The following is a 21,319-nucleotide window of genomic DNA, read 5'->3' as shown; positions in this document are numbered from 1 at the left end:
GAATGATTGGCTTCATTGCCACCCATCCCACCACGCTCAGTTGCGCGCTGGTCGATGCGCCCCATTCGTTACTGGTTCAAAGCATCGAAGACCTTGAGGGCTTCGCCCACGCTGATGGCTGGGGCATTGCACAGTGGGGCGAAGACGGTGTCTCGGTCATGCGTCACCTTGCTGCGGCTCATGAAGGCGAGGACTATCGCAATTTTGCTCGTACGATCCGGGCGCGACAGGTGATTGCGCATGTACGGCAGGCCACAACCGGTGATGTCTGCTTTGAAAATACCCATCCATTCGTGCAGGGCCCTTGGGTGTTTGTCCACAACGGCACCATCCGCCATTTCAACGAACAGGTTAAGGCGATGATGTGGCCCGAGATCTTCCCCGATTACCGAACACGGATACGTGGAAACACCGACAGTGAAGTACTTTTCCAGCTGTTACTCACCCGCCTGGACGCGCAGCCCGGCAAGCCCCCGATCGAGGTCATTGCCGCAGTAATTCGCGACGTGGCTGACTGGTGTGCCGCCGCTGGGCCCTGCAAGAACCTCGGGCTAAGCTTTTTGTTGAGCGACGGCAACCGCTTTTTCGGCGTCCGCTGGCAGCAGCCATTGTGGATGCTTCAGCGCACAGAACTGCGCGATACCGAAATTTGCGGACAGCCTCCCGATGGAGACACAAAAGACTATCACGCACTGCTCTTCGCCTCGGAACCGCTAACCAGCGAGCGCTGGCAACCAATACCTGAGTACTCTGTGTTCGAGGTTGAAAGGCAGCAGCACGGCAAGAGACCTATCATTGCGCATATCCGGTCGGTAAGGGAATGATATCCAATAACAAAAACCATGAAGCGCTCGAAGATGTCATCACGCGATAAGATGAAGCGACTCTTCTCGATACCCGTCGTAATGATGACGATTACCCTGGCCGGTTGCTTGTCGCAAATCGCTCGACAACACCCCGGGCCGGGTACCGAGAAGGCGCGCATGGAAAAGCAGCAGGTCATCGCTGAAGATGGCTACCGGCTCCCCTTGCATCATTGGGCAGATGCAGATCTATCGAATAAGTGGCAAACAGAGAAAGATCGTGCCGGCGAAGCAAAAACACAGCCACGAGCGGTGGTGTTGGGAATACATGGTTTCAACGATCATGGAGGTAGTTTTTCGATACTCGCCGACGCCTTAACGCCTCATGGGATCGAGGTCTATGCTTACGACCAGCGCGGCTTCGGCGCTACCCGGCAACGGGGCATCTGGCCCGGACACCGACGCCTGGTTGACGATGCCATGCTGGTTGCCGAGCTGCTACGCAAGCGCCATCCCGACGCTCCACTCTACCTGGTCGGCGAGAGCATGGGAGCGGCGGTGACTATTCTGGCACTGAGCCGTGACGATGCTCCGCCGATGGCGGGTAGCGTCTTGATTGCTCCGGCGGTTTGGGGATGGGAGGCAATGCCCTGGTATCAGCGCCTGGGGCTGTGGTTAGGCGTACACCTATTTCCGTCAATGCGTTTTTCCGGTGACTGGGTACGCAACTTGGGTATCGAGCCCACCGACGACCCCGAAATCAAGCGCAAGCTGGCTGAAGATCCACTGATACTGCGCCATGCCCGCGTCGATACATTGCATGGACTAACCCACACCATGGATAAAGCGCTCAAGCGCGCATCGGACCTACCTCCTCCGGCCCTGATTCTTTACGGTGATGCCGATGACATCATTCCACCGCAAGCGATCTGCGCTCTTCTCGCCCAGCTACCGGAGCGAGACGCGTTTCGGATCGCATTTTATCCGGAGGGTTATCATATGCTGACGCGCTACACCCAGCGCGAACGTACCGAGATGGATATGCTTGCCTGGTTGCTAAACCCCGACGCCTCACTGCCCTCTGGCCATGAAGTGACCCAGGACGAAGCCTATCAAGCACTATGCGAGAATTGATTAGCGAGTGAATTCGCATTCAACACAAGGCAGCACGCCGCTCAGGGCGGCTGCCCATCTTGCCAAGTCGCGCTTGTAGCCGGGAAAGCCTGTCCTTCTCGCTTGTCGCGGCGGCCTCCAGAACCGTATGGGCCCAGCCGGGCAGATCGGGGGCTAGGCGGTAATACACCCACTGCCCTTCGCGTTCATCGAGCAACAGTCCGCAGTTGCGCAACTGCGCAAGATGCCGCGAGACCTTAGGCTGGGACTCCTGCAGCACGTGGGTCATTTCACAGACGCAAAGCTGCTCTTCGTGACGAATCAACAAGGTCAGCATCAAGCGAGTCTCGTCGCTCAGGCATTTAAAAAAACGGAAAGTGGTTACCACGCGGGGGATTCTCCTGCCTCATCAAGGGCCAACAGCCAGAAACGATAATCTACGCGAAGCGGCCACGGCTCGGTAGTCACTTGACCGTTATCTATCGTCAGTCACTTGAAATTTATTTACAGGGTTTCGGAAACAGCTTTTTCGGCACCCAATAAAGGTATCCCACCATGCCGAGCAATTCGACCAACGATTGAAACACCACCACGATCACGGTCATTTCGAACCCCGCAGGCAAGGCCAGGGCGATGGGTAACACCACGAAGGAATTGCGCGTCCCCAAGCTGAACGCCAGCACGCGTCCCTGCGCGACAGGTAAGCGAAAAAGCCACGCCAAGCCCCTCGCAAGAAACCCGGCTCCCAGCAAGAAGAGGCTGAAAACGAGCGCCAAGCGAGGTAGCTGTGTCGTTGCTTCCAGGACAACACTCACCTGAGTCAAGGCGATGATTCCCACCACCGTCCCCAGCAGCGGCACCGGCAGCCAGCCCAGCCGTGCCAGCCATTTTGCTCGTTCAGCGCTTCGTTCGGGGTGTCGTCCAGCCGCCGCCCAGCGCTGGGTCAGGAACGCCAACCCCAGGGGCACCAGGATCACTAGCGCAAATGCTTGAAAGGTGTCTCCCAGGGCGAGGTCCAACGCACCATCACTCCCGACTAACCAACTCAGGTAAAACGGTAGCAACATCAGCTGAAGCAAGAGACTCAAGGGGGCGAAGGCAATCGCATGCCGGGTATCCCCGCCGCCCAACTGGCTGAACGTTATGAACCAGTCGGTGCAAGGCACCAGCAACACCAGCCCAACACCCAGGCGCAAGGCGGGGTCGTCCGGCACCAGCCACAAAAGTACTGCAATCACGAATGGCAGACACACAAAATTGCCCACCAGAGCGGCCGCGAAAAAATTGCGGTCCCTGAAGGCAGCGGCCAATCGAATCAAGGGAATCTGGCTAAAGGTGGCGTAGAGCAAGGCAGCCAGCAGCGGCCATAACAAAGCATCGAAAGCGTCAGGCACATGATGGAAAGCACCATAAGACAAGCCGACGGCAATCGCGAGAAGGTAAACGATAACTTGGTGACGTTCGAGAAGCGCCAGGGGCATCACATCAGAAAAGCGGGATTAGCGACGGAAAGGGACGTACATGTCACGTTGGCTCCTCGAGCAGGACTCGAACCTGCGACCCAATGATTAACAGTCATTTGCTCTACCAACTGAGCTATCGAGGAATTATGCTGACGTGAACTAGACTTGCTGTTAAGCGACTTGCAGAAAAATGCGGTGCTTGGCTCCTCGAGCAGGACTCGAACCTGCGACCCAATGATTAACAGTCATTTGCTCTACCAACTGAGCTATCGAGGAACAATGGAATCCGCATCATGTGCTGTTGAAATTGGCTCCCCGAGCAGGACTCGAACCTGCGACCCAATGATTAACAGTCATTTGCTCTACCAACTGAGCTATCGGGGATCTGCCTTAAGCACGGTGCGTAGTATACGTATTGTAGCCTGGGGGTCAAGCCTCATTGACCTCGAATGCTGGCCCCCTATCGCCCCTGTCCGTATAATAGCGCATCTCCATATCAGTGGCGAAAAGCCACCCGAATCCTGGTTGACGGCCTGCTGCCAAAAGCAGGCAAATTCATCACTCGTCCTTTGACGACTCACAGACGACAGGTACCGATGGCGAAGAAGCTCTTCATCAAAACGCACGGCTGCCAAATGAACGAGTACGATTCCTCCCGTATGGCGGATCTACTCGGCGTATCCCATCAGCTTGAGTTGACCGATAACGAGCGGGAAGCCGATGTCATTCTGCTGAATACGTGCTCGATTCGTGAAAAAGCCCAGGAAAAGGTCTTTCACCAACTAGGGCGCTGGAAAAAGCTCAAGGACGCCAATCCGGATCTAGTAATCGGTGTGGGCGGCTGCGTGGCCAGCCAGGAAGGCGAGGCACTGCGCAAGCGCGCCCCTCACGTGGATATGGTCTTCGGCCCGCAAACCCTGCACCGAGTGCCTTCGATGCTCGATGCTCGGCGCAACAATCAAATTGCCGCCGTGGATGTCACCTTCCCCGAGATCGAAAAATTCGATCACTTGCCCAAGCCCTCTTCCGATGGAGCCACGGCATTCGTCTCGGTGATGGAAGGCTGTTCCAAGTATTGCACCTTCTGCGTGGTGCCCTATACCCGCGGGGAAGAAGTCTCTCGCCCCTTTGAAGCCGTGATGGATGAAGTCATTCACCTGGCTGACCAGGGCGTGCGCGAGATCAATCTTCTGGGCCAGAACGTGAATGCCTATTGCGGCGAAAACCTTGTCGGTGACGAAATCGACCTTGCCGAATTGATTGCTTGCGTCGCCGCCGTTGATGGCATCGACCGGGTACGCTTCACCACCTCTCACCCGGTGGAGTTCACCGACAGCCTGATAGACGCTTATGGCGAGATCCCCGAACTGGTCGGCCACTTGCATCTGCCGGTGCAATCCGGCTCCGACCGTATCCTCAGCGCAATGAAGCGCGGCCACACCACTGAAGAATACGTCGACAAGATGGAGCGTATCCGCGAACAACGCCCGGATATCAGCTTTTCATCGGACTTCATCATTGGCTTTCCCGGGGAAACCGAAGAAGATTTCGAAGCGACCATGGACCTGATCCACCGTATCGGTTTTGATCACTCCTTCAGCTTCGTGTATTCCGCACGCCCCGGCACGCCGGCGGCGGCATTACCGGACGACACCCCGGAAAGCATCAAGAAGCAGCGCCTGGCGATTCTGCAGGACCGCATTATTCAGCAAAGCATGCAGATCAGCCGGCGCATGGTGGGTAGTACCCAGCGCGTACTGGTGAGTGGCTTTTCTCCACGCGATCCGGGGCAGCTTTCCGGACGCACGGAAAACAACCGCGTGGTCAATTTTCGCGCCGCCAACCCGACCGAAATGATCGGTTATTTTGTCGATGTGCAAATCACCGAGGCGTTGCCCAACTCATTGCGCGGTGAGCTTGCCTCTCCTGAGCGCTATTGATCAATCAGCATGATTGCCCCGGCACCCGCCGGGGCAGTAAGCTGAGTGTCACATACACCAACTTACGGGTTTCCTTGTCTTGAGCCAGCCATCTACCCAGGCCAACCGCATTATTACCCTGAGCCTTGAGCCCAACGATCCCCAGCGTCTTGCCGGGCTATGCGGCCAGCAGGACGAGCATCTCAAGCTGATTGAAAGCCGCTTGGATGTCACACTACGCAACCGCGGCAACATTTTTCAACTGGCGGGTCCCGCCAATCGTATCAAGGCTGCGGCCAACGTCCTTGAGCACCTCTATCGCGAAACGGGCGCCGAGGAACTTTCACCCGACACCGTTCACCTGTTTTTACAGGAATCCGGCCTTGAAGCCCTGGACGATGAAGAGACCCCGGAAGATAGCGATGAAGTGGTGCTGCGTACCCCGAGAACCATGATCAAGCCGCGTGGTCTCAATCAGCAGCGTTACGTGCAAAGTATCCGGGCTCACGACATCAATTTCGGTATCGGGCCAGCCGGCACCGGCAAGACCTACCTGGCCGTTGCCGCTGCTGTGGAGTCCCTCAATCAACAGGAAGTACGGCGTATTCTTCTGGTTCGCCCGGCGGTGGAAGCCGGCGAAAAACTGGGTTTTTTGCCCGGCGATCTGGCCCAGAAGATCGATCCTTACCTGCGTCCGCTGTATGACGCCCTGTACGAGATGATCGGCTTTGAGCAAGTCGCCAAGCTGATCGAACGGCAAGTTATCGAAATTGCTCCTCTTGCCTATATGCGCGGGCGCACACTCAACAACGCCTTTATCATTCTGGACGAGAGTCAGAACACCACTCCCGAGCAGATGAAGATGTTTCTGACGCGGATCGGTTTCGGCTCCACAGCGGTGATCACCGGTGATGTCACCCAGGTCGACTTGCCGCGTGGCCAGCGTTCAGGGCTCATTCAGGTGCTTGATGTGCTCAAGGGCACCCCAGGCATCGGAGTGACGCATTTTGCCGCCAAGGATGTGGTACGCCACCCCCTGGTGCAACGCATCATCGAAGCCTACGATATGTTCGAGTCCCAGCAGGAAGTCGAAGAACGTGCCCGCGACGATGCTCGTCGGGAAGAGCGCGAAGCACGGCTTCAGGCGCGTGACAACAGGCAATCCGGAGCTTCTCGCGAATGAGCGATATGGACCCAAGGGAGAATACGGACGCAGTGGACCGCGAGATTGTAGTGGATCGTCAAATTGCTTGTGCTGAGCAACCACCTGCCTCGGCACTGCCCACTGAAAATCAGCTCACCCATTGGGTGAGCGCTGTGCTGCAGCAGCATCCTGACGAGCTACGCGGCGAACTGACCATCCGTTTTGTTGAAGACGATGAGAGCCGTGAACTTAACCACACCTATCGTGGCAGAAACAAACCCACCAACGTTCTCTCCTTCCCGTTTGAAAGCCCACCGGAGATTGATTTGCCGTTGCTTGGGGATCTGGTGATTTGCCCTGCCATAGTGAATCGTGAAGCAAGTGAACAACACAAGACGCCGGTACACCATTACGCGCACATGGTGATTCATGGCACCTTGCATTTACTGGGCTACGATCATATTGAAGATGATCAAGCCGAGATCATGGAACAGCAGGAACGCGATATTTTGGCTACATTGGGAATTCCAGATCCTTATACCGCCGAGGATGGCGGGAGTTTCCCTCCTGACGACCCAAGCCACTGAGAGGCGTATTCCAGCGCTCCAGTCCATGACTCGCACGCACGCAGACAAAGACAAGAGAACCGACGCATGAGCGAAGACCGATCGAGCAATTTAACGCAAAAATCCTGGCTCGAAAAATTCTTTGGCGCCCTTACCGGAGACAACGAAGAACCCAGTTCTCGCGATGAACTGATGGAGTTCCTTCGCCACACCGCCAGTCGGTTGAAGCTTGACCAGGATGCCATGATGATCATCGAAGGTGCCCTGCAGATCAGCGACCAACAGGTGCGTGAAATTCTGATACCCCGCTCACAGGTCAATGCTATCGCCCTGGATCAAACCAGCGATGGCTATCTTCCGCTGATTCATGAAACCGGGCATTCACGTTACCCGGTTATCGGTGAAAACCTCGATGACATCAAAGGGATTCTGCTGGTCAAGGATCTCTTGCCGTTGCTTTCCCAGACCCAGGAACAGCGCGATAACTTTCAGCTATCCGATGTGATTCGTCCGGCCATGTTCATTCCTGAGTCCAAGCGCCTGAATAGCTTGCTCAAGGAGTTTCGTGACACGCACAATCACATGGCTATCGTGGTGGATGAATACGGTGGAACTGCCGGTATCATCACCATCGAGGATATTCTGGAACAGATCGTGGGCGATATTGAAGATGAGCACGATATCGACGAAGAAGAAGATATTCGTGAACTGGAGAACGGCCGCTACGCCATTCGTGCCTTGACCCCGATCGAGGACTTCAACGAACGTTTCGGCACCAACTTTTCCGATGACGAGTTCGATACCCTCGGCGGTCTGGTCATGCAGCAATTCGGCCACCTTCCCCGCCGCGACGAACATGCTTCCTTCGGGGGTTGGCATTTTACCGTTCTCAATGCCGATAACCGCCGAATCCGGCTTCTCGAAGCGCAGCGTGACTCCTCCTCTCAACGCGAAGATTAGTCCTTTCGATGAGCAGCTAACAACTCACCGCTTACCCACGTAACGTCTGGTATGGAGGCACATGTCGCGCACTGCTGCTTTTTTCACTTCGTTTGACTCCCGCGGTCTTAACCCCGGCCTTAGCCAAGTGCTCAACTATGTTGCGGCCTTGATAGCTGGAGGCTTCACCACCCTGACCGCTTCGCCTTTCGAGCTGTGGTGGCTGGCACCTGTTGCTGCTGGGCTGATGTATGCCGGTGTGCATAACCTCACTCCCGGCCAGGCCGCTTTCAAAGGGTGGTTATATGGCGTGGCACTGTTTGGTTCCGGGGCATCCTGGGTCTATGTCTCGATCCATGATTACGGTTATACCGGAGTGCCGTTGGCGGTATTTCTCACTCTGCTCTTCGTGGGTTGTCTGGCCTTGTTCTTCGCGGCCACGTTCTGGCTGTATCGCCGCCTGACCCGCCCACGCTGGGCGGTGCTATCTTTTGCCGGGGCCTGGGTGCTAGGCGAGGTCCTGCGTACTTACCTGTTTACCGGTTTTCCTTGGCTGCTGCTGGGCACCGGGCTCGTGGATTCTCCGCTCGCTCCCTGGGCGCCGGTAGGTGGCGTTTACCTGCTTTCTTTGCTGGTCGCCCTCAGCGGTGCCTTAGGCGTCGAGCTGCTTCGAGCACGCTGGTGGGCTCTGGCGCCCTTGGCGGCAATATGGCTTGTGCCTTTCGCCTTGCCCAGCCAGTGGACCACACCCGGCCCTGAGCCCGCCCGTGTCGCCCTGCTCCAAGGCAACTTGCCTCAGCTGATCAAATGGACCTCGGAAGGCCAGCGTGTCGCCGCCAATACCTACAGTGACTTGACCCGCGATCTTGATGACGACATCGACTTGATCCTATGGCCGGAAACCGCCTTACCCATGATGGAGACCCAGGCACGACCGGTGCTCGAACGGGTGCAGGCCAACCTTGCTTCGGAAACGGCACTGGTGACCGGAATCGTTCAGCGCAACGCAGAGGGGCGTTACTACAACAGCATGATCGGCGTGGGCAATACGCAAGGCAGTTACCAGAAAGAGCATCTTGTGCCTTTTGGTGAATACCTGCCGCTGGAAAGCGTGCTGCGTGGTGCGATTGATTTTTTCGATTTGCCCATGTCGAGCTTCACCGCTGGCGATACCGACCAACCCCCCATGCAGGCTGCCGGCCTCAAACTGGGCAATGCGATTTGTTATGAAATTATTTATCCACAACTGGTTGCCAATCGTGCACGTGACAGTAACGTACTGGTCACGGTCTCCAATGACACCTGGTTCGGCGCCTCTATCGGTCCACTTCAACACCTTCAGATGGCACGTTTGAGAGCCTTGGAAAACGGACGTTACGTTATTCGTGCCACCAGCAACGGCATCACCGCCATTATCGATCCCCAGGGCGAGCTCGTGACACGGGCACCGCAGTTTGAAACCACCGTCCTGGTCGGCGATATTCATGCCATGCACGGCATGACGCCGTTTACTCGGCTGGGCAGCTGGCCAGTGTGGCTACTGGCCACCCTCATGATGATACCGAGCCTTGCTTTTTTCGAGGGCAAAAAGCTCGTCAAGCACAAGACCTGAAATCCGGCATTTGAAATCCAGTATCAAAAAATGAAAAGGGCGATAAAAATCGCCCTTTTTCATTTACCAAGTTGGCATTTCTACTTTTCGATATCTGGTTTTTCAGTACTCGGCTTTTCAGGGCTTTGCTTTTCAGTACTCGGCTTTTTTGCACCCTGCTTTTCAGTACTCGGCTTTTCGGCACCCTGCTTTTCAGTACTCGGCTTTTTTGCACCCTGCTTTTCAGTACTCGGCTTTTCAGTACTCGGCTTTTCAGTACTCGGCTTTTCAGTACTCGGCTTTTCAGTACTCGGCTTTTTTGCACCCTGCTTTTCAGTACTCGGCTTTTTTGCAGTGGCTTTTTTCATGTCCGGCTTGTCTGCAACTGGCGTTGGTTTTTCACTAGCCAGATTCTTCTTTTCTTGAGCTTCTTGCTTGTGTGGCGAGGAAGACCGCTCACTGGACTTGGACTGCGAAGATGCTGCCTTTTTCTCCTCAGCTGGCTGCTGAGCTTTTGCCGACGCTTTCTCTGCGACTTCTCCCAGCACTTCAGGAATAGTCTGTTGCACATAGCGACCAGGCGCCGGTTCGATGATAGCCAGTTCGCCTTCACCAGGCTGACGAGCCGGCACCATTTTCTCCGGGTCGGCATAGCCATTCGAGGTTACCCACTGCTGCCAGTGCGGCCACCAGGACCCTTCGTTGAAGTCAGCATTTTCCAGCCAGGTCTCGTGAGACTCGGGCAATTCGTCATTGGTCCAGAAGCCGTACTTGTTCTTGTGGGGCGGATTGACGATGCCCGCAATGTGCCCGGAGCCTCCCAGCACAAAGGTAGTCGGGCCCTTGGGCAACAAGGCACCGTAATAGGTACTGTTCCAACGGGCAATATGGTCTTCTTTCGTCGATACAAAATAGCTTGGCGTGGAAATCTTGCGCAGGTCTATCTTGACCCCATCAAGCTCGATTCCGTCCGGCTGTACCAATCGATTTTCCAGATACATATGGCGCAGATACCAGGCATGGGTACCTGCCGGCAAGTTGGTGCCGTCGGTGTTCCAATACAGGAGGTCAAAGGCCGCGGGCTTTTTACCTTTCAAGTAATTCATTACATAAAACGACCAGAACAAGTCATTTTCACGCAACAGGTTGAAGGTATACGCCATCGAGCGTCCATCCAGGTAACCCTTCTCTTCCAAGGTCTTCTCGATGCCACTCAAAGCCCTTTCATTGAGGAAGACCCCGAGCTCACCCGGGTCACGAAAATCCTGCAACGTGGCCATGTAAGTCACTGACTTAACTTTTCTTCCTCTATGGGTGCTGGTCAGGTACGCCAAGGCGGAAGCCGCTAATGTGCCCCCGATACAATAACTAAGAAGATTTACTGACTTTTCACCGGTGGCTTTCTCAATCGCCTCAATGGACTCAATCAGGCCCATTTGCATGTAATCAGCCCAGGTGAGGTCACGCTGCTCGGGGCCGGGGTTACGCCAGGAAATCAAAAATACCGTGTGACCTTGCTCGACCATCCACTTGACCAAGGAGTTGTCTTGACGCAAATCGAGAATGTAATACTTGTTGATCCAGGGCGGCACGATCAGTAGCGGCGTCTTGAACGTTTTTTCCGTGGTCGGCGTATATTGAATCAGCTGGATAAGTTCATTTTCATACACCACCGCGCCGGGCGTCACGGCAATATTATCGCCGATCTTGAACGCCTCGCGGTCGGTCATACTCACATTGATTCCGGCTGCGGAATTGGCCAGATCCTCGCGTAAGCGTGTCAGCCCATCAATCAGGTTCTGTCCCCGCGTTTCCATGGTAAGCCGCATGACTTCGGGATTGGTCGTGACGAAATTGGTCGGCGCCACAGCATTGACCAATTGGCGCGCATAAAACTCCAAGTCGCGCTTTTGCTTGTCGTCCAGACCATCCAGCTTCTTGATCAGTTCTTCGACGGTTCGAGAAAACAACAGATATTGCTGCATGATCGCCAGATACTGAGGGTCTTTCACCCATGCCTCATCATTGAAGCGACGATCACCCTTGGCCGGGGTTATCAACGGCTCGACCTCTTCACCCGCCATCGCCCGCATGCTCTGCTGCCATAGCAACCACTGATCCTGTGCCAGACGAGCCTGGGTTTGCCATAACAGCACGGGATTTTGCATCAAAGAGTAAGCACCTGCCTTGAAGCTCTCACGCATGTCCTTGAGAACGGAACTATCACCTTGATTAGGCTCCATTCGGGTCAGAAAATCCTGCATTAAACCTTGATATTGCTCACCAATTTCTTTGAGCTGTACATTCCAGGCGATTAAATCAGCCTGTGATGCAGTATCCCACCCTGGCTGCATACCCTATCTCCCCTAGCATGTCATGGCGTGCGGTATTACGCCGAGGCAACCTGACCTGTCATTCGCATAACCTGTCATCAACATGAAACAATGCGCGGCGCATGCATAAAGCGCCGCGCATTGTTTCATGGCTCAACTCTTGCGTGAGCCTTGGCTGGTGGACTTGGCGGGCTGTTCGCTTTTGGCAGGCTGTTCGCTTTTACCGGCTTGCTCCCCTTTGGCGGCAGCATTGGCTTGATCAGTCATTTTCTGACCCGCCTCACTGAACAGTTTTTCCATTTCAGATTTGAACTGAAGGCTCATTTCGCCCATGACGCGAGCGTCTTCCTGCATCTGCTGGGAAAGCTCATTCATCATTTCTGCCTGACGCGTGCCAAAGTCGCGCATGCTTTCGGCATCTTCAATTTCCGTGGCACTACGAATACGCTCCGTACCCATTTGGCTGTAACGTTTCATGGATTCCAGCTGGTACTGGGTCATTTTTTCCATGTTATTGAGCATCAGCGAATTGAGCTTACGCATCGGCTCGAATAGCTGGCGTGTCTGGTTGTTGAATGCTTCCGTCATTTTATCTTGCATGGTGGCTCCTTCTTTATTATCAATATTACCATTTGCCAACCTCTAGTAGCTGGCAATATTCAAGGCCAATCACTCAGCCCTATCATCGAAACTCGTTATTGACAGTCGTTCTTAACGCTCATTCTTGACAACAAGCCCGCTCTTGAAAATCCCGCTCTGAAAATATTGCAACCAAGCGACTTGCTGCACCGCAAAAAGATTAGTGTGTCACCTAAGACTTTGCAATAGCGCTAAGGTTTACTTTGCCTACACTTTCGTCAGTCTTTCTCAGTTCAGGGGTTTCGCTTACTACGCGATGATGCCGCTGCCGGCTTAGGTTTTTCATTGGCCTTGGCATTGTGCGCGCCACTAGCACTTTCCGTACCGCCACTTTCGGTGGATGAACTCCTGTCGGTTGAAGAATCCCGGGAGGTATGGCCAGAGGTTTGCCTGCTTTGCGCATCGGGATTTTCATTATCGGAGCTCTCAGTCTTTGAGCTATAGCTGCTCGCTCCTGCCTTTTTCAGCATATCCATCATCATCTGTTGGTAGGTGCCAAAGTTGGTCATTCCTTGAGACAGACCCTGCTGCAACGCGGGCTGTTGCATGAAAGGCCTCATCAAAGTCATCGGGTCGTAACCTTCCACGCCCGATTCCATTTGTTGCTGGATCTGCTCCAGTAGGCTTTGCTGAAATGCTTCCACATTCGGCAGTCCCAAGGCCTGACGAAACTCATCAGGAGTGAGATCGAACTCAACGTTGATCTTCATGGCCAGCTCCTTAAACCTATAATCAAAGTGTAGCAGTATCCGCTAACAACGAAAGTTGGCTCGCTACTATCTCGAGTACTGTTCCAAACGCGGCGTATCCACGCTTACCTCAGCATTTTGAGCTCGATGACGCAACCAGTGGTCCATCAACGTAAGCGCCATCATCGCTTCGGCAATCGGTGTGGCACGAATGCCCACGCAAGGGTCGTGGCGGCCTTTGGTGATCACGTCTATCGCCTGACCGTGCACATCGATCGAACGGCCCGGCGTGGTGATGCTGGAAGTAGGCTTGAGCGCTAATCTTGCAATGAGGGATTGTCCCGTGGAAATTCCACCCAATACCCCACCCGCATGATTGGAAAGAAATCCATCCGGGGTCATTTCATCACGGTGCTCACTTCCTCGTTGGCTGACGCAGGCAAACCCGGCCCCTATTTCCACCCCTTTTACCGCATTGATGCTCATCAAGCCGTGTGCCAGATCAGCATCCAGACGATCGAATACCGGCTCACCCAGCCCCACCGGCACCCCCTCGGCAATCACGGTAATTTCCGCACCCACGGAATCCTGGTCGCGGCGCAGCTGATCCATGAAGGCTTCAAGTTCCGCGACTTTTTCCGGGTCAGGACAGAAGAAAGCATTGTTCTGCACCGCCTCCCAGCTCTTGAATTCGATAGGCAAGGGGCCGAGTTGGCTCATGTAGCCACGCACCTGAATTCCTTTGGCAGCCAGGTATTTCTTGGCAATGGCACCGGCGGCAACACGCATGGCGGTTTCCCGGGCGCTGGAGCGGCCTCCTCCGCGATAATCGCGAACCCCATATTTATGATGGTAGGTATAGTCGGCATGCGCCGGGCGGAACTGGTCCTTGATCTTGGAATAGTCCTTGGAGCGCTGGTCGGTATTCTCGATCAACAGACCAATCGGGCAGCCGGTGGTAACGCCTTCGAACACCCCGGAAAGAATACGGACTTGATCCGGTTCCTTGCGTTGGGTGGTGTGGCGTGAGCTACCCGGACGACGACGATCGAGATCGTGTTGCAGATCGGCTTCACTCAGTTCCAGCCCTGGTGGGCAGCCATCCACAACGGCTCCCAGTGCCGGACCATGGCTTTCGCCGAATGTAGTCACCGTAAACAACTTGCCGAAGGTATTGCCTGACATCTGGGTTATTTTCCTTGTGTGAAAGACGCCGCATGGGCGTCGAGTTCAGCGGCGCTCAAGGCAAATACACCTTGGCCGCCACGCTCGAATTCCAGCCACATGAAAGGCACCTCGGGGAAGGCGGCCTCCAGGTGGTGATCGGAGTTGCCGACCTCAACGATCAGCCAGCCATTCTCGGTAAGATATTCGGGTGCTTCACGCAAAATACGACGAACGATATCCAGTCCGTCGTTGCCAGCACCCAATGCCAATGCCGGCTCGTGTTGAAATTCCGTCGGCATGGTTCGCAAATCACGCGCATCGACATAGGGCGGGTTGGAGACAATCAGGTCATAACGTTGTCCCTCCAGCCCCGAAAATACATCTGACGCCACCACTCTGACTCTTTCTCCCACAGCGTGGCGAGTGATATTGCGGCGAGCCACGGCCAATGCATCTTGGCTGATATCGGCCAGGTCCACTTCGCAACCAGGCAGATGCAAGGCCGTGGCGATACCGATGCAGCCCGAGCCGGTACACAGGTCCAGCACCCGAGCCGGTGGCTCCTCAGGAAACCAGGCTTCGAAACCGTCTTCGATCAGCTCGGCGATGGGTGAGCGCGGAATCAGCACGCGCTCATCCACATCAAACGGGAAGCCGGCGAAAAATGCTTCCCCGAGTAGATACGGCAAAGGACGCCGACTAGTGATACGCTCTCGCGCCAGTGTCACGATCCGCTGACGTTCGGTCATCAACAGGCGAGCTTCCAGCACCGCCGGGTCGACATTCCAGGGCAAGTGCAGCGCCCCCAGGGTCAATGCTACCGCTTCATCCCAGGCCGAGGCTGTCCCATGGCCGTAATGCAAGCCGGCCAGATGAAACTCGCTGGCGAGCCAGCGCAGGTAATCACGCAGGGTAATCAAGTCACTGGTGATGTCAGCCTCGTCCAGGTTCAACGTGGAGGCGGCGGACATGCCGGCGTTACAAGGTTCAGCATTAGCATCGGTACTAGAAGAGACAGAACCGGAAGAAATAGAACCGGAAGAAATAGAATCGGAAGGCGCGGCCACGGGATATCCTGCATTGCAAAAGTCGAAAGTGGATGCTCGCTCCCCAAGGGGAGATGAACGATGAGGGTTGCAATGATTGTACCTTTCACGCTGCCCGGTTCACAGCTACGCTCAGCCCGCTATACTGAAGCACTTGACTGAAGGACTTAGCGAGCCAATACGCTCACGTTTGTCACAAACTTGACCGAACCACTGACACTTCAATCATTACACCAGAGCCTGCCATGACACGCCGCCCCCCTTTACCCGACGATGATGAGATCAATGCCTTTCGCCAGGCATTACAAGCCGCCGGGGTGCGTCGCTTGCCTTCCAACCGTGCCGACCCGGGCAAGCCAAGAAAAGATAGCTCGGCACATGCCGTGCGCCGCCAAGCTGCTGTCGAAGCCAATACGCTTCAGGCCAATGGCCGCACCTCAGATGGCCGGGTGGAAGCCGTACGACCTTCGGAATACCTGGAATTCAGTGTACCCGACCTGCCCTGGCGTACGTTAAGCCAACTCAAGCGCGGCCAGACTGCCTGGCAAGCGGGGCTCGACCTGCACGGCTATACCCTGGAAGAAGCGCGTATCGAGCTGGAAAGCTTCCTGCGTGAATCAGTGGGGCAAGGATTACGCTGCGTACTGGTGGTGCACGGCAAGGCATGGGGCACCACTGCCGATTATCCGGTACTTAAAAGCCATACCAATACCTGGCTGCGCGAATGGCCCGGCGTACTGGCTTTCTGCTCCGCCATCGACATGGACGGCGGCACCGGCGCGGTTTATGTATTACTGCGCAAGCCGGGACGCTAACTTTCAAGATGTTACCTTTACTTTCGGCATATGCCGCGAAAGCCCCTGCTCGGTCAAATGGCGCCCTAGACGTATCAGCTCATTCGCGCGATGAAACTCATAAGCGCCACATACCGTCCTGGGTATTTCAATCAGCATGTCCGGGGAATAGCCGGCCACCTTGTACTTGGCCAACGCCGCCTGAGTGACATCAAATGACTCAAGAATCATTGCCAGCTTGCTCCACTCGCGTTTGCTGCGAGCTTCCGGCGCTTCCTCTTTGCCGACTTCGCCTTTATCTTGGGAGCCCCCATTGCCTCCAAACCCTTCCCACAATCGTTTAGTGGCTTCCCGGGCATCGTTCACCCAGCCCCCAACGGGGCGCATTTTTTCAAGCTCGGCTTCGCTGGCCAGGGAGTCGGTATCCGGCAACAGATCTTCCAGCATCACCGGCTGTGGAGTATGTGCCGTGACGTTGACCGCTACTACAAAGTCCGCTGCATGAGCGGCCCCCACCGGCATCATGGGAAGGGGGTTGAGCAGCCCACCATCCACCAACACCTGATCGCCCAGATGCACCGGCGTGATCACGCCAGGCACGGCAATCGAGGCGCGAATGGCACGCAACAAAGGTCCGCTTTGAAACCAGACTTCGCGCTGACGGACCAGATCCGTGGCTACCGTGGTCACCGGTATAGGCAAGTCTTCAATCAAGACATCACCCACCAAGGCTTCAAGCTTGTTCATTATTTTGCTGGCTCGCATGGCCCCCATAGGGCTCCAGGTCACATCCACCAGCTTGAGGACATCGAAATAGTCCAGCCCACACACCCAGTCACGATACGCCGGCAGTTTTCCCGAGGCATAGATACCGCCTATCAACGCCCCCATGGAACACCCCGCCACGGAGATAATTTCGTAGCCTTGCTCTTCGAGCACTTCAATCACCCCGATATGGGCATAACCGCGCGCTCCGCCACTGCCTAACACCAGCGCCACCTTATTTCCTTTTTCGGGAGCCATCAGCTTATCCATGCCCTCTCCTTGCTCAAACGCTTCACATCGGCAATGCCGCCTGATGATCGGCTTCGATCACTTCCGTGACCGCATCGACTATCCCTTTTTCCAAGTGTAGGTGATGGCCGCCCTTCATCACGTGGCGGGTCAAGCGAGTGACCACTCGGCGTGCCTGTTGCGCTGACTCGCGCTCTCCCAAAATACCGCTATCACCTTCGATCAACAGTACTGGACAGGCAATTGCTGCCAATAGTCCATTCACCTGCTCTGGGCTGAAACGTACCAACGACGGCTTGAGCAATCGGCTATCGGAACGCAGCCTGACACCGCCAGCGTCTTCTACCACCAGATTACGCTTGACTAGAGGTGCTGCGGTATCAAAGTCGATAGGCGTGACACCGCCGGCGACACGCGCGGCAATCGCGGTATCAAGATCAGGATAATGCGGAGGGAGAGACAGCGGGCGTCGATGGGAGACAAGCCCTTTGCGTAACTGCGCAGGGGTCTCTGTCGCCGGCGTGCTCAATGCACCCAACCCATCGAGCAATACCAGTTTTTCGGTGCGTTCCGGAAAGGCTGCGGCAATCAGGCAAGCGACTGCTGCGCCCATGGAATGCGCCAGAAGTGGCACACGCGCTACGCCTAGCTCTTCCATGGCATCCAACAGATCGTGGCAATAGTCCCAAAGAGCGTAATCAGACCCTTCGGGGGCCGGTTGGGAAAGCCCATGCCCACGAAAGTCCAGGGCGACGATACGCACCCCGAGCCGGGTAGCCAATCGGGGGGCCAGACGGGAAAAGCTGGCAGCATTATCCAGCCAGCCGTGAAGCGCCAGCCAAACGGGCGCCTGGGGATCACCCCAAGCAAGTGCCGCCAAACGCCCCTGACACAAGGTAAGAGGAAGAGGCTCGGGAAACGACATCATCAGCATACTATCCGGTTGCAAAATTTTCAGTATACGGCCTCAAGGTGACGAAACCAGCCTGAAAGCGTTACCATGCGCAGCCAATATATCCCTTCGCCACCGGTGCCTCCCATGAAAAAACACCGCGATACCCGCGTCCGTAACTTGGTTTTCCTGATTGCGGTGACCAGCGCCATTGTGGTCGGCTTGTGGCTGGCACGCTAGGCGCCATGGAAGAGACTGGCTAACAGCTGGAAATGGTCTGTGGAAAATGCTCTTTAAAGACAGCGCTTAAAAAGTCGTTTTATTGCCCAAGGCCACGAGCACTTTTCGCACCCGCTCCTCGGTACTCAACGTCGTGGTATCTTCCAGTCCGCCGAAATCACCGCGTAACGCCTTTAGCGCATAGCGCTCAAGATCAATTTCCGAGGAGGTTCGAATGCCTCGCTTTCGCAGGATCACAATAGGTGGACACCACCCCTGCAATGCATGTTGCAGCAAGAATCCCGAGACAGCGGCGGGTAGTATTAACCAACGTCGGTAGCCCGCGGCGGCCAAGGTGATGCCCACCAGATTGAGCGTGGACGCATTGGCTTCAAGCGTGCGTTCTATGTCCCATTCTTGTTCGAGCTCATGGAGCCTCAGTTCTATTTTATGAGGATTTTCAGCGAAATAGGCTATATTTTCTTCTGTTCTCTGCTGAATTTCCCGGTTGACGCTTGCAGCGGTATTACGCTCTACCCGAGACGTCGTGGACGGCAACATGGTGTCCTCCTTATTGATCCATAATGGCGGTGATAACAGGCTTCCTTCTACCTACCGCCAATCGGCTTGTGCGGAACTTTCCTTGAAACTTTCCCCATGTAAATGGCGATAGCCATTTCACTATAGAAGGGGATGGCGCAACGTGCTCAGCGTGTCTGGCTTCATTTATCGGTTCAGCGAGCCGGTCCGGGTCATTTCCCCACCCTTGGCAGAGCAGATAGCCCATTAGAGCGTTACCGTTGACATCCTCCCCTCCCTCAGCTTGCGCTGCCGCCTTGCGGCGGAAAGGAAGGGGATCCCCTGGTCGTTACCTCCCAGGTTCCTGCTTCAGCGCCCATTGCCTCAATGCCTTGGCATTGCCGGTCTTACACAGACTCCACAGGCGTAAATTCCCGTGTGCCCCACGGTACTCCTCACCTTTCGGTACCGGCTAACAGCGCGGTGCCGGCTTGTAGAATGTTGCGGGCTGCGTTGACGTCGCGGTCAATGCCTTGGGTGCCACACTCAGGGCAATCCCAGGTGCGAACATTGAGCGGCAGAGATTCCATCACAAACCCGCAGCCATGGCAGCGCTTGCTGCTGGGGTACCAGCGGTCGATCTGGACGAACTGGCGCCCCGCCCATTCGGCCTTGTACTCAAGCTGGCGCACCAGCTCCCCCCAGCCCACATCGCTGATGGCTTTTGCCAGATGCCGGTTCTTGACCATGTTTTTCACCGCGAGGCTTTCAGCACAGATCACTTGGTTCTCGTTGACGATCTGCCGGGTGAGTTTATGAAGGTGGTCAAGCCGGGTATCGGCGATTTTCGCGTGGCGCTTGGCCACGGTATGCCGCGCCTTGGCACGGTTGTTGGAGCCCTTCTGCTTACTGCTCAGCTGCCGCTGCGCCCGCGCCAGTTTGTGCGCGTGACGCGCCGTGTGGCGCGGGTTATTGACGCGCGTGCCGTTACTGGTCACGAACAGATCTTTTAGCCCGAGATCGATACCCACCATTTTCGGCGTGATGGGCAGTGATTCGGTTTCTACCTGGCACAGGCAGCTAATGAAATAGCGGCCCGCCCCGTCTTTGGATACCGTGACGGCGCTGGGTGCTGACGGAAGCTCGCGGCTCCAGCAGATGTTGAGGGGTTCCTTGCACTTGGCCAGCATGATCTGGCCGTTACGATACGCAAACGCCGAGCTGGCAAAGGTGGCCGATTGGCGATGCTTCTTTGACTTGAAGCGGGGATAGTTGGCCCGCTTGGCAAAGAAATGCTTGAACGCCGTTTGCTGATGGCGCAGGCATTGCTGCAAGGGCACCGAACTGACCTCGGCCAGGAACGCGGTGTCCGGTGCCTTTTTCAGTTGCGTCAAGAACGCACTGGCATCGTTGTAGCCGACCTTTTCCTGACGCTGATAGAACGCGTCGGTGCGATAGCGCAGCACCGCGTTCCAGACAAACCGCACGCACCCAAACGTCCGCGCCAACAGGATTGCCTGCTCGGGCGTCGGGTAGAATCGGTATTTGTAGGCGCGTTCGGTTATCATGGATTACAGGATAGGAAATATTTTGTAAGTTTGTAAGCGTCAACCACCAGGCACCCTGGCGGGTGCCTCGCTATCCATCCTCGCACTAGAAGTACGAGGTTTTCCGCGCTGATTGATAATCCGTTTCGAAAATGGATGACCATAGGCTGCATTTTCTCAGTCCGGGGTCAGATTCCAATCATCGGTAATATCATGAGCATCAACCGTGGCGCCGGCTAAAGGTTCGTCGAACAGTTCCAGGCGTTGTATCAGCGCATGAATGGCAACCAGCATGAGGCTGCCGCATCATCGGCGTAGATCTGAGCACCACTCATCAATAGCCAAGCGGGCCATTCACTTGGCGTGGCGTGCCGCTCGGCCAACCAGGTATCGGCTCTTCTCACCGGCCATCGTAATGCGGCTTACGGCACTGAGCCAGAGCTTATCAGCGAGACAGCGTCAGGTCCTCTTTCAATAAAGTTGACATCACCCCACAGATGTGGGACTATTACTTGCAGTTGGTTAGCAAGAAGTGAATATTGTCAGTTGTAGTCGATTCTTTCGGTGGCCTGGTCATATCCCCTTGTTTTACCCGCTACACTTTTCGGGGCAAAACCCGGCAACTTGTATACAGCGCTAAGCGCAAAGGAATTATCACATGGCAACTGGCACAGTTAAGTGGTTTAACGACGCTAAAGGTTTCGGCTTCATTACTCCTTCTGACGGCGGCGACGATCTGTTCGCTCACTTCTCAGAAATTCAAGCTGAAGGCTTCAAATCCTTGCAAGACGGTCAAAACGTTTCTTTTGACGTGACCCAAGGTAAAAAAGGCCTCCAGGCTTCAAACATCCAGCTCGCCTAACTAGCATTTAGTTACGAGCTTCGAGCCGAAAGGCTTCGAAAAACCAGGCCCGCTTATGCG

19 protein-coding genes, 3 tRNA genes and 1 pseudogene are annotated in these 21,319 nt (G+C 55.5%); 9 read left to right on the top strand and 14 right to left on the bottom strand.

The annotated features are described in order from the left end of the window. Window positions 1-2: 2 nt before the first annotated feature. Window positions 3-824, top strand: a complete 822-nt coding sequence (locus LG290_RS05080) for a class II glutamine amidotransferase (RefSeq protein ID WP_499836498.1) — start codon at window positions 3-5, stop codon at window positions 822-824. A gap of 33 nt (window positions 825-857) precedes the next feature. Next, a complete protein-coding gene (locus tag LG290_RS05075) occupies window positions 858-1,937 on the top strand; it encodes an alpha/beta hydrolase (protein ID WP_499836497.1) in 1,080 nt (359 codons plus the stop codon). Window positions 1,938-1,956: 19 nt separating this feature from the next. Here LG290_RS05075 and LG290_RS05070 read toward each other — a convergent pair whose 3' ends face one another. The 5 genes from LG290_RS05070 to LG290_RS05050 form a co-directional block, all read right to left on the bottom strand. Further along, the gene (locus LG290_RS05070; protein ID WP_499837033.1) at window positions 1,957-2,253 is read right to left on the bottom strand and encodes a metalloregulator ArsR/SmtB family transcription factor; all 297 of its coding nucleotides are present in this window, start codon (window positions 2,251-2,253) and stop codon (window positions 1,957-1,959) included. Between the two features lie 163 nt (window positions 2,254-2,416). Further along, a complete protein-coding gene (locus LG290_RS05065) occupies window positions 2,417-3,397 on the bottom strand; it encodes an arsenic resistance protein (protein ID WP_499836496.1) in 981 nt (326 codons plus the stop codon). A 49-nt stretch (window positions 3,398-3,446) separates the two neighbouring features. Further along, a tRNA-Asn gene (locus LG290_RS05060) sits at window positions 3,447-3,522 on the bottom strand. 57 nt (window positions 3,523-3,579) lie between these two features. Beyond that, window positions 3,580-3,655 (bottom strand) — tRNA-Asn (locus LG290_RS05055). 32 nt (window positions 3,656-3,687) lie between these two features. Further along, a tRNA-Asn gene (locus LG290_RS05050) sits at window positions 3,688-3,763 on the bottom strand. Window positions 3,764-3,975: 212 nt separating this feature from the next. Between LG290_RS05050 and miaB the strand changes: the two genes are divergently transcribed. From miaB to lnt, 5 genes are all read left to right on the top strand, one after another. Beyond that, window positions 3,976-5,319, top strand: a complete 1,344-nt coding sequence (miaB, locus tag LG290_RS05045) for a tRNA (N6-isopentenyl adenosine(37)-C2)-methylthiotransferase MiaB (RefSeq protein ID WP_499836495.1) — start codon at window positions 3,976-3,978, stop codon at window positions 5,317-5,319. Between the two features lie 79 nt (window positions 5,320-5,398). Continuing rightward, a complete protein-coding gene (locus LG290_RS05040; protein ID WP_160417162.1) occupies window positions 5,399-6,481 on the top strand; it encodes a PhoH family protein in 1,083 nt (360 codons plus the stop codon). Further along, on the top strand, window positions 6,478-7,029 hold the full coding sequence (gene ybeY / locus LG290_RS05035; RefSeq protein WP_227842051.1) for an rRNA maturation RNase YbeY: 552 nt from the start codon (window positions 6,478-6,480) through the stop codon (window positions 7,027-7,029). The genes LG290_RS05040 and ybeY overlap by 4 nt, the downstream gene beginning before the upstream one ends. A gap of 66 nt (window positions 7,030-7,095) precedes the next feature. After that, window positions 7,096-7,968, top strand: a complete 873-nt coding sequence (locus LG290_RS05030; protein ID WP_160417163.1) for a CorC family transporter — start codon at window positions 7,096-7,098, stop codon at window positions 7,966-7,968. Window positions 7,969-8,029: 61 nt separating this feature from the next. Continuing rightward, window positions 8,030-9,559 carry an apolipoprotein N-acyltransferase gene (lnt, locus tag LG290_RS05025; protein ID WP_499836494.1) on the top strand — a complete coding sequence of 510 codons (1,530 nt, stop codon included), beginning with the start codon at window positions 8,030-8,032 and terminating at the stop codon, window positions 9,557-9,559. 512 nt (window positions 9,560-10,071) lie between these two features. Here lnt and phaC read toward each other — a convergent pair. From phaC to prmB, 5 genes and pseudogenes are all read right to left on the bottom strand, one after another. Beyond that, window positions 10,072-11,892 (bottom strand): annotated as a pseudogene (gene phaC / locus LG290_RS05020) (class I poly(R)-hydroxyalkanoic acid synthase); the annotation flags it as partial. A gap of 132 nt (window positions 11,893-12,024) precedes the next feature. Then, window positions 12,025-12,471, bottom strand: a complete 447-nt coding sequence (locus LG290_RS05015; RefSeq protein WP_499836493.1) for a phasin family protein — start codon at window positions 12,469-12,471, stop codon at window positions 12,025-12,027. Window positions 12,472-12,743: 272 nt separating this feature from the next. Next, complete coding sequence (locus LG290_RS05010; RefSeq protein ID WP_499836492.1) at window positions 12,744-13,220, bottom strand: hypothetical protein; 477 nt, start codon at window positions 13,218-13,220, stop codon at window positions 12,744-12,746. A gap of 66 nt (window positions 13,221-13,286) precedes the next feature. Then, a complete protein-coding gene (aroC, locus tag LG290_RS05005) occupies window positions 13,287-14,384 on the bottom strand; it encodes a chorismate synthase (RefSeq protein WP_499836491.1) in 1,098 nt (365 codons plus the stop codon). A gap of 5 nt (window positions 14,385-14,389) precedes the next feature. Further along, window positions 14,390-15,337 carry a 50S ribosomal protein L3 N(5)-glutamine methyltransferase gene (prmB, locus tag LG290_RS05000; protein WP_499837032.1) on the bottom strand — a complete coding sequence of 316 codons (948 nt, stop codon included), beginning with the start codon at window positions 15,335-15,337 and terminating at the stop codon, window positions 14,390-14,392. 320 nt (window positions 15,338-15,657) lie between these two features. Between prmB and LG290_RS04995 the strand changes: the two genes are divergently transcribed. Further along, window positions 15,658-16,227: a Smr/MutS family protein gene (locus LG290_RS04995; protein ID WP_499836490.1), complete on the top strand. Its 570-nt coding sequence runs from the start codon at window positions 15,658-15,660 to the stop codon at window positions 16,225-16,227. Between the two features lie 3 nt (window positions 16,228-16,230). Here the strand turns inward: LG290_RS04995 and LG290_RS04990 are convergent, their stop codons facing one another. From LG290_RS04990 to LG290_RS04975, 4 genes are all read right to left on the bottom strand, one after another. Beyond that, entirely contained in the window at window positions 16,231-17,241 is a 1,011-nt protein-coding gene (locus LG290_RS04990) for a patatin-like phospholipase family protein (RefSeq protein ID WP_499836488.1), read from the bottom strand. Between the two features lie 22 nt (window positions 17,242-17,263). Further along, a complete protein-coding gene (locus tag LG290_RS04985; protein ID WP_499836487.1) occupies window positions 17,264-18,148 on the bottom strand; it encodes an alpha/beta fold hydrolase in 885 nt (294 codons plus the stop codon). 270 nt (window positions 18,149-18,418) lie between these two features. Beyond that, window positions 18,419-18,892 (bottom strand): hypothetical protein, encoded by a 474-nt coding sequence (locus LG290_RS04980; RefSeq protein ID WP_499836486.1) that lies wholly within the window; start codon window positions 18,890-18,892, stop codon window positions 18,419-18,421. A gap of 413 nt (window positions 18,893-19,305) precedes the next feature. Continuing rightward, window positions 19,306-20,418, bottom strand: a complete 1,113-nt coding sequence (locus tag LG290_RS04975; protein WP_499836485.1) for an RNA-guided endonuclease InsQ/TnpB family protein — start codon at window positions 20,416-20,418, stop codon at window positions 19,306-19,308. 637 nt (window positions 20,419-21,055) lie between these two features. On the opposite strand from LG290_RS04975, the gene LG290_RS04970 reads away from it, so the two are divergent. After that, window positions 21,056-21,259: a cold-shock protein gene (locus tag LG290_RS04970; protein WP_160417171.1), complete on the top strand. Its 204-nt coding sequence runs from the start codon at window positions 21,056-21,058 to the stop codon at window positions 21,257-21,259. Window positions 21,260-21,319: the final 60 nt, after the last annotated feature.

It is taken from the genome of Halomonas sediminis, from assembly GCF_044871105.1.
In the GTDB taxonomy this organism is placed as follows: Bacteria; Pseudomonadota; Gammaproteobacteria; order Pseudomonadales; family Halomonadaceae; genus Vreelandella; species Vreelandella zhuhanensis.
Note: the sequence above shows the minus strand (reverse complement) of the source record. Positions and strands in the feature narration are given on the sequence as shown.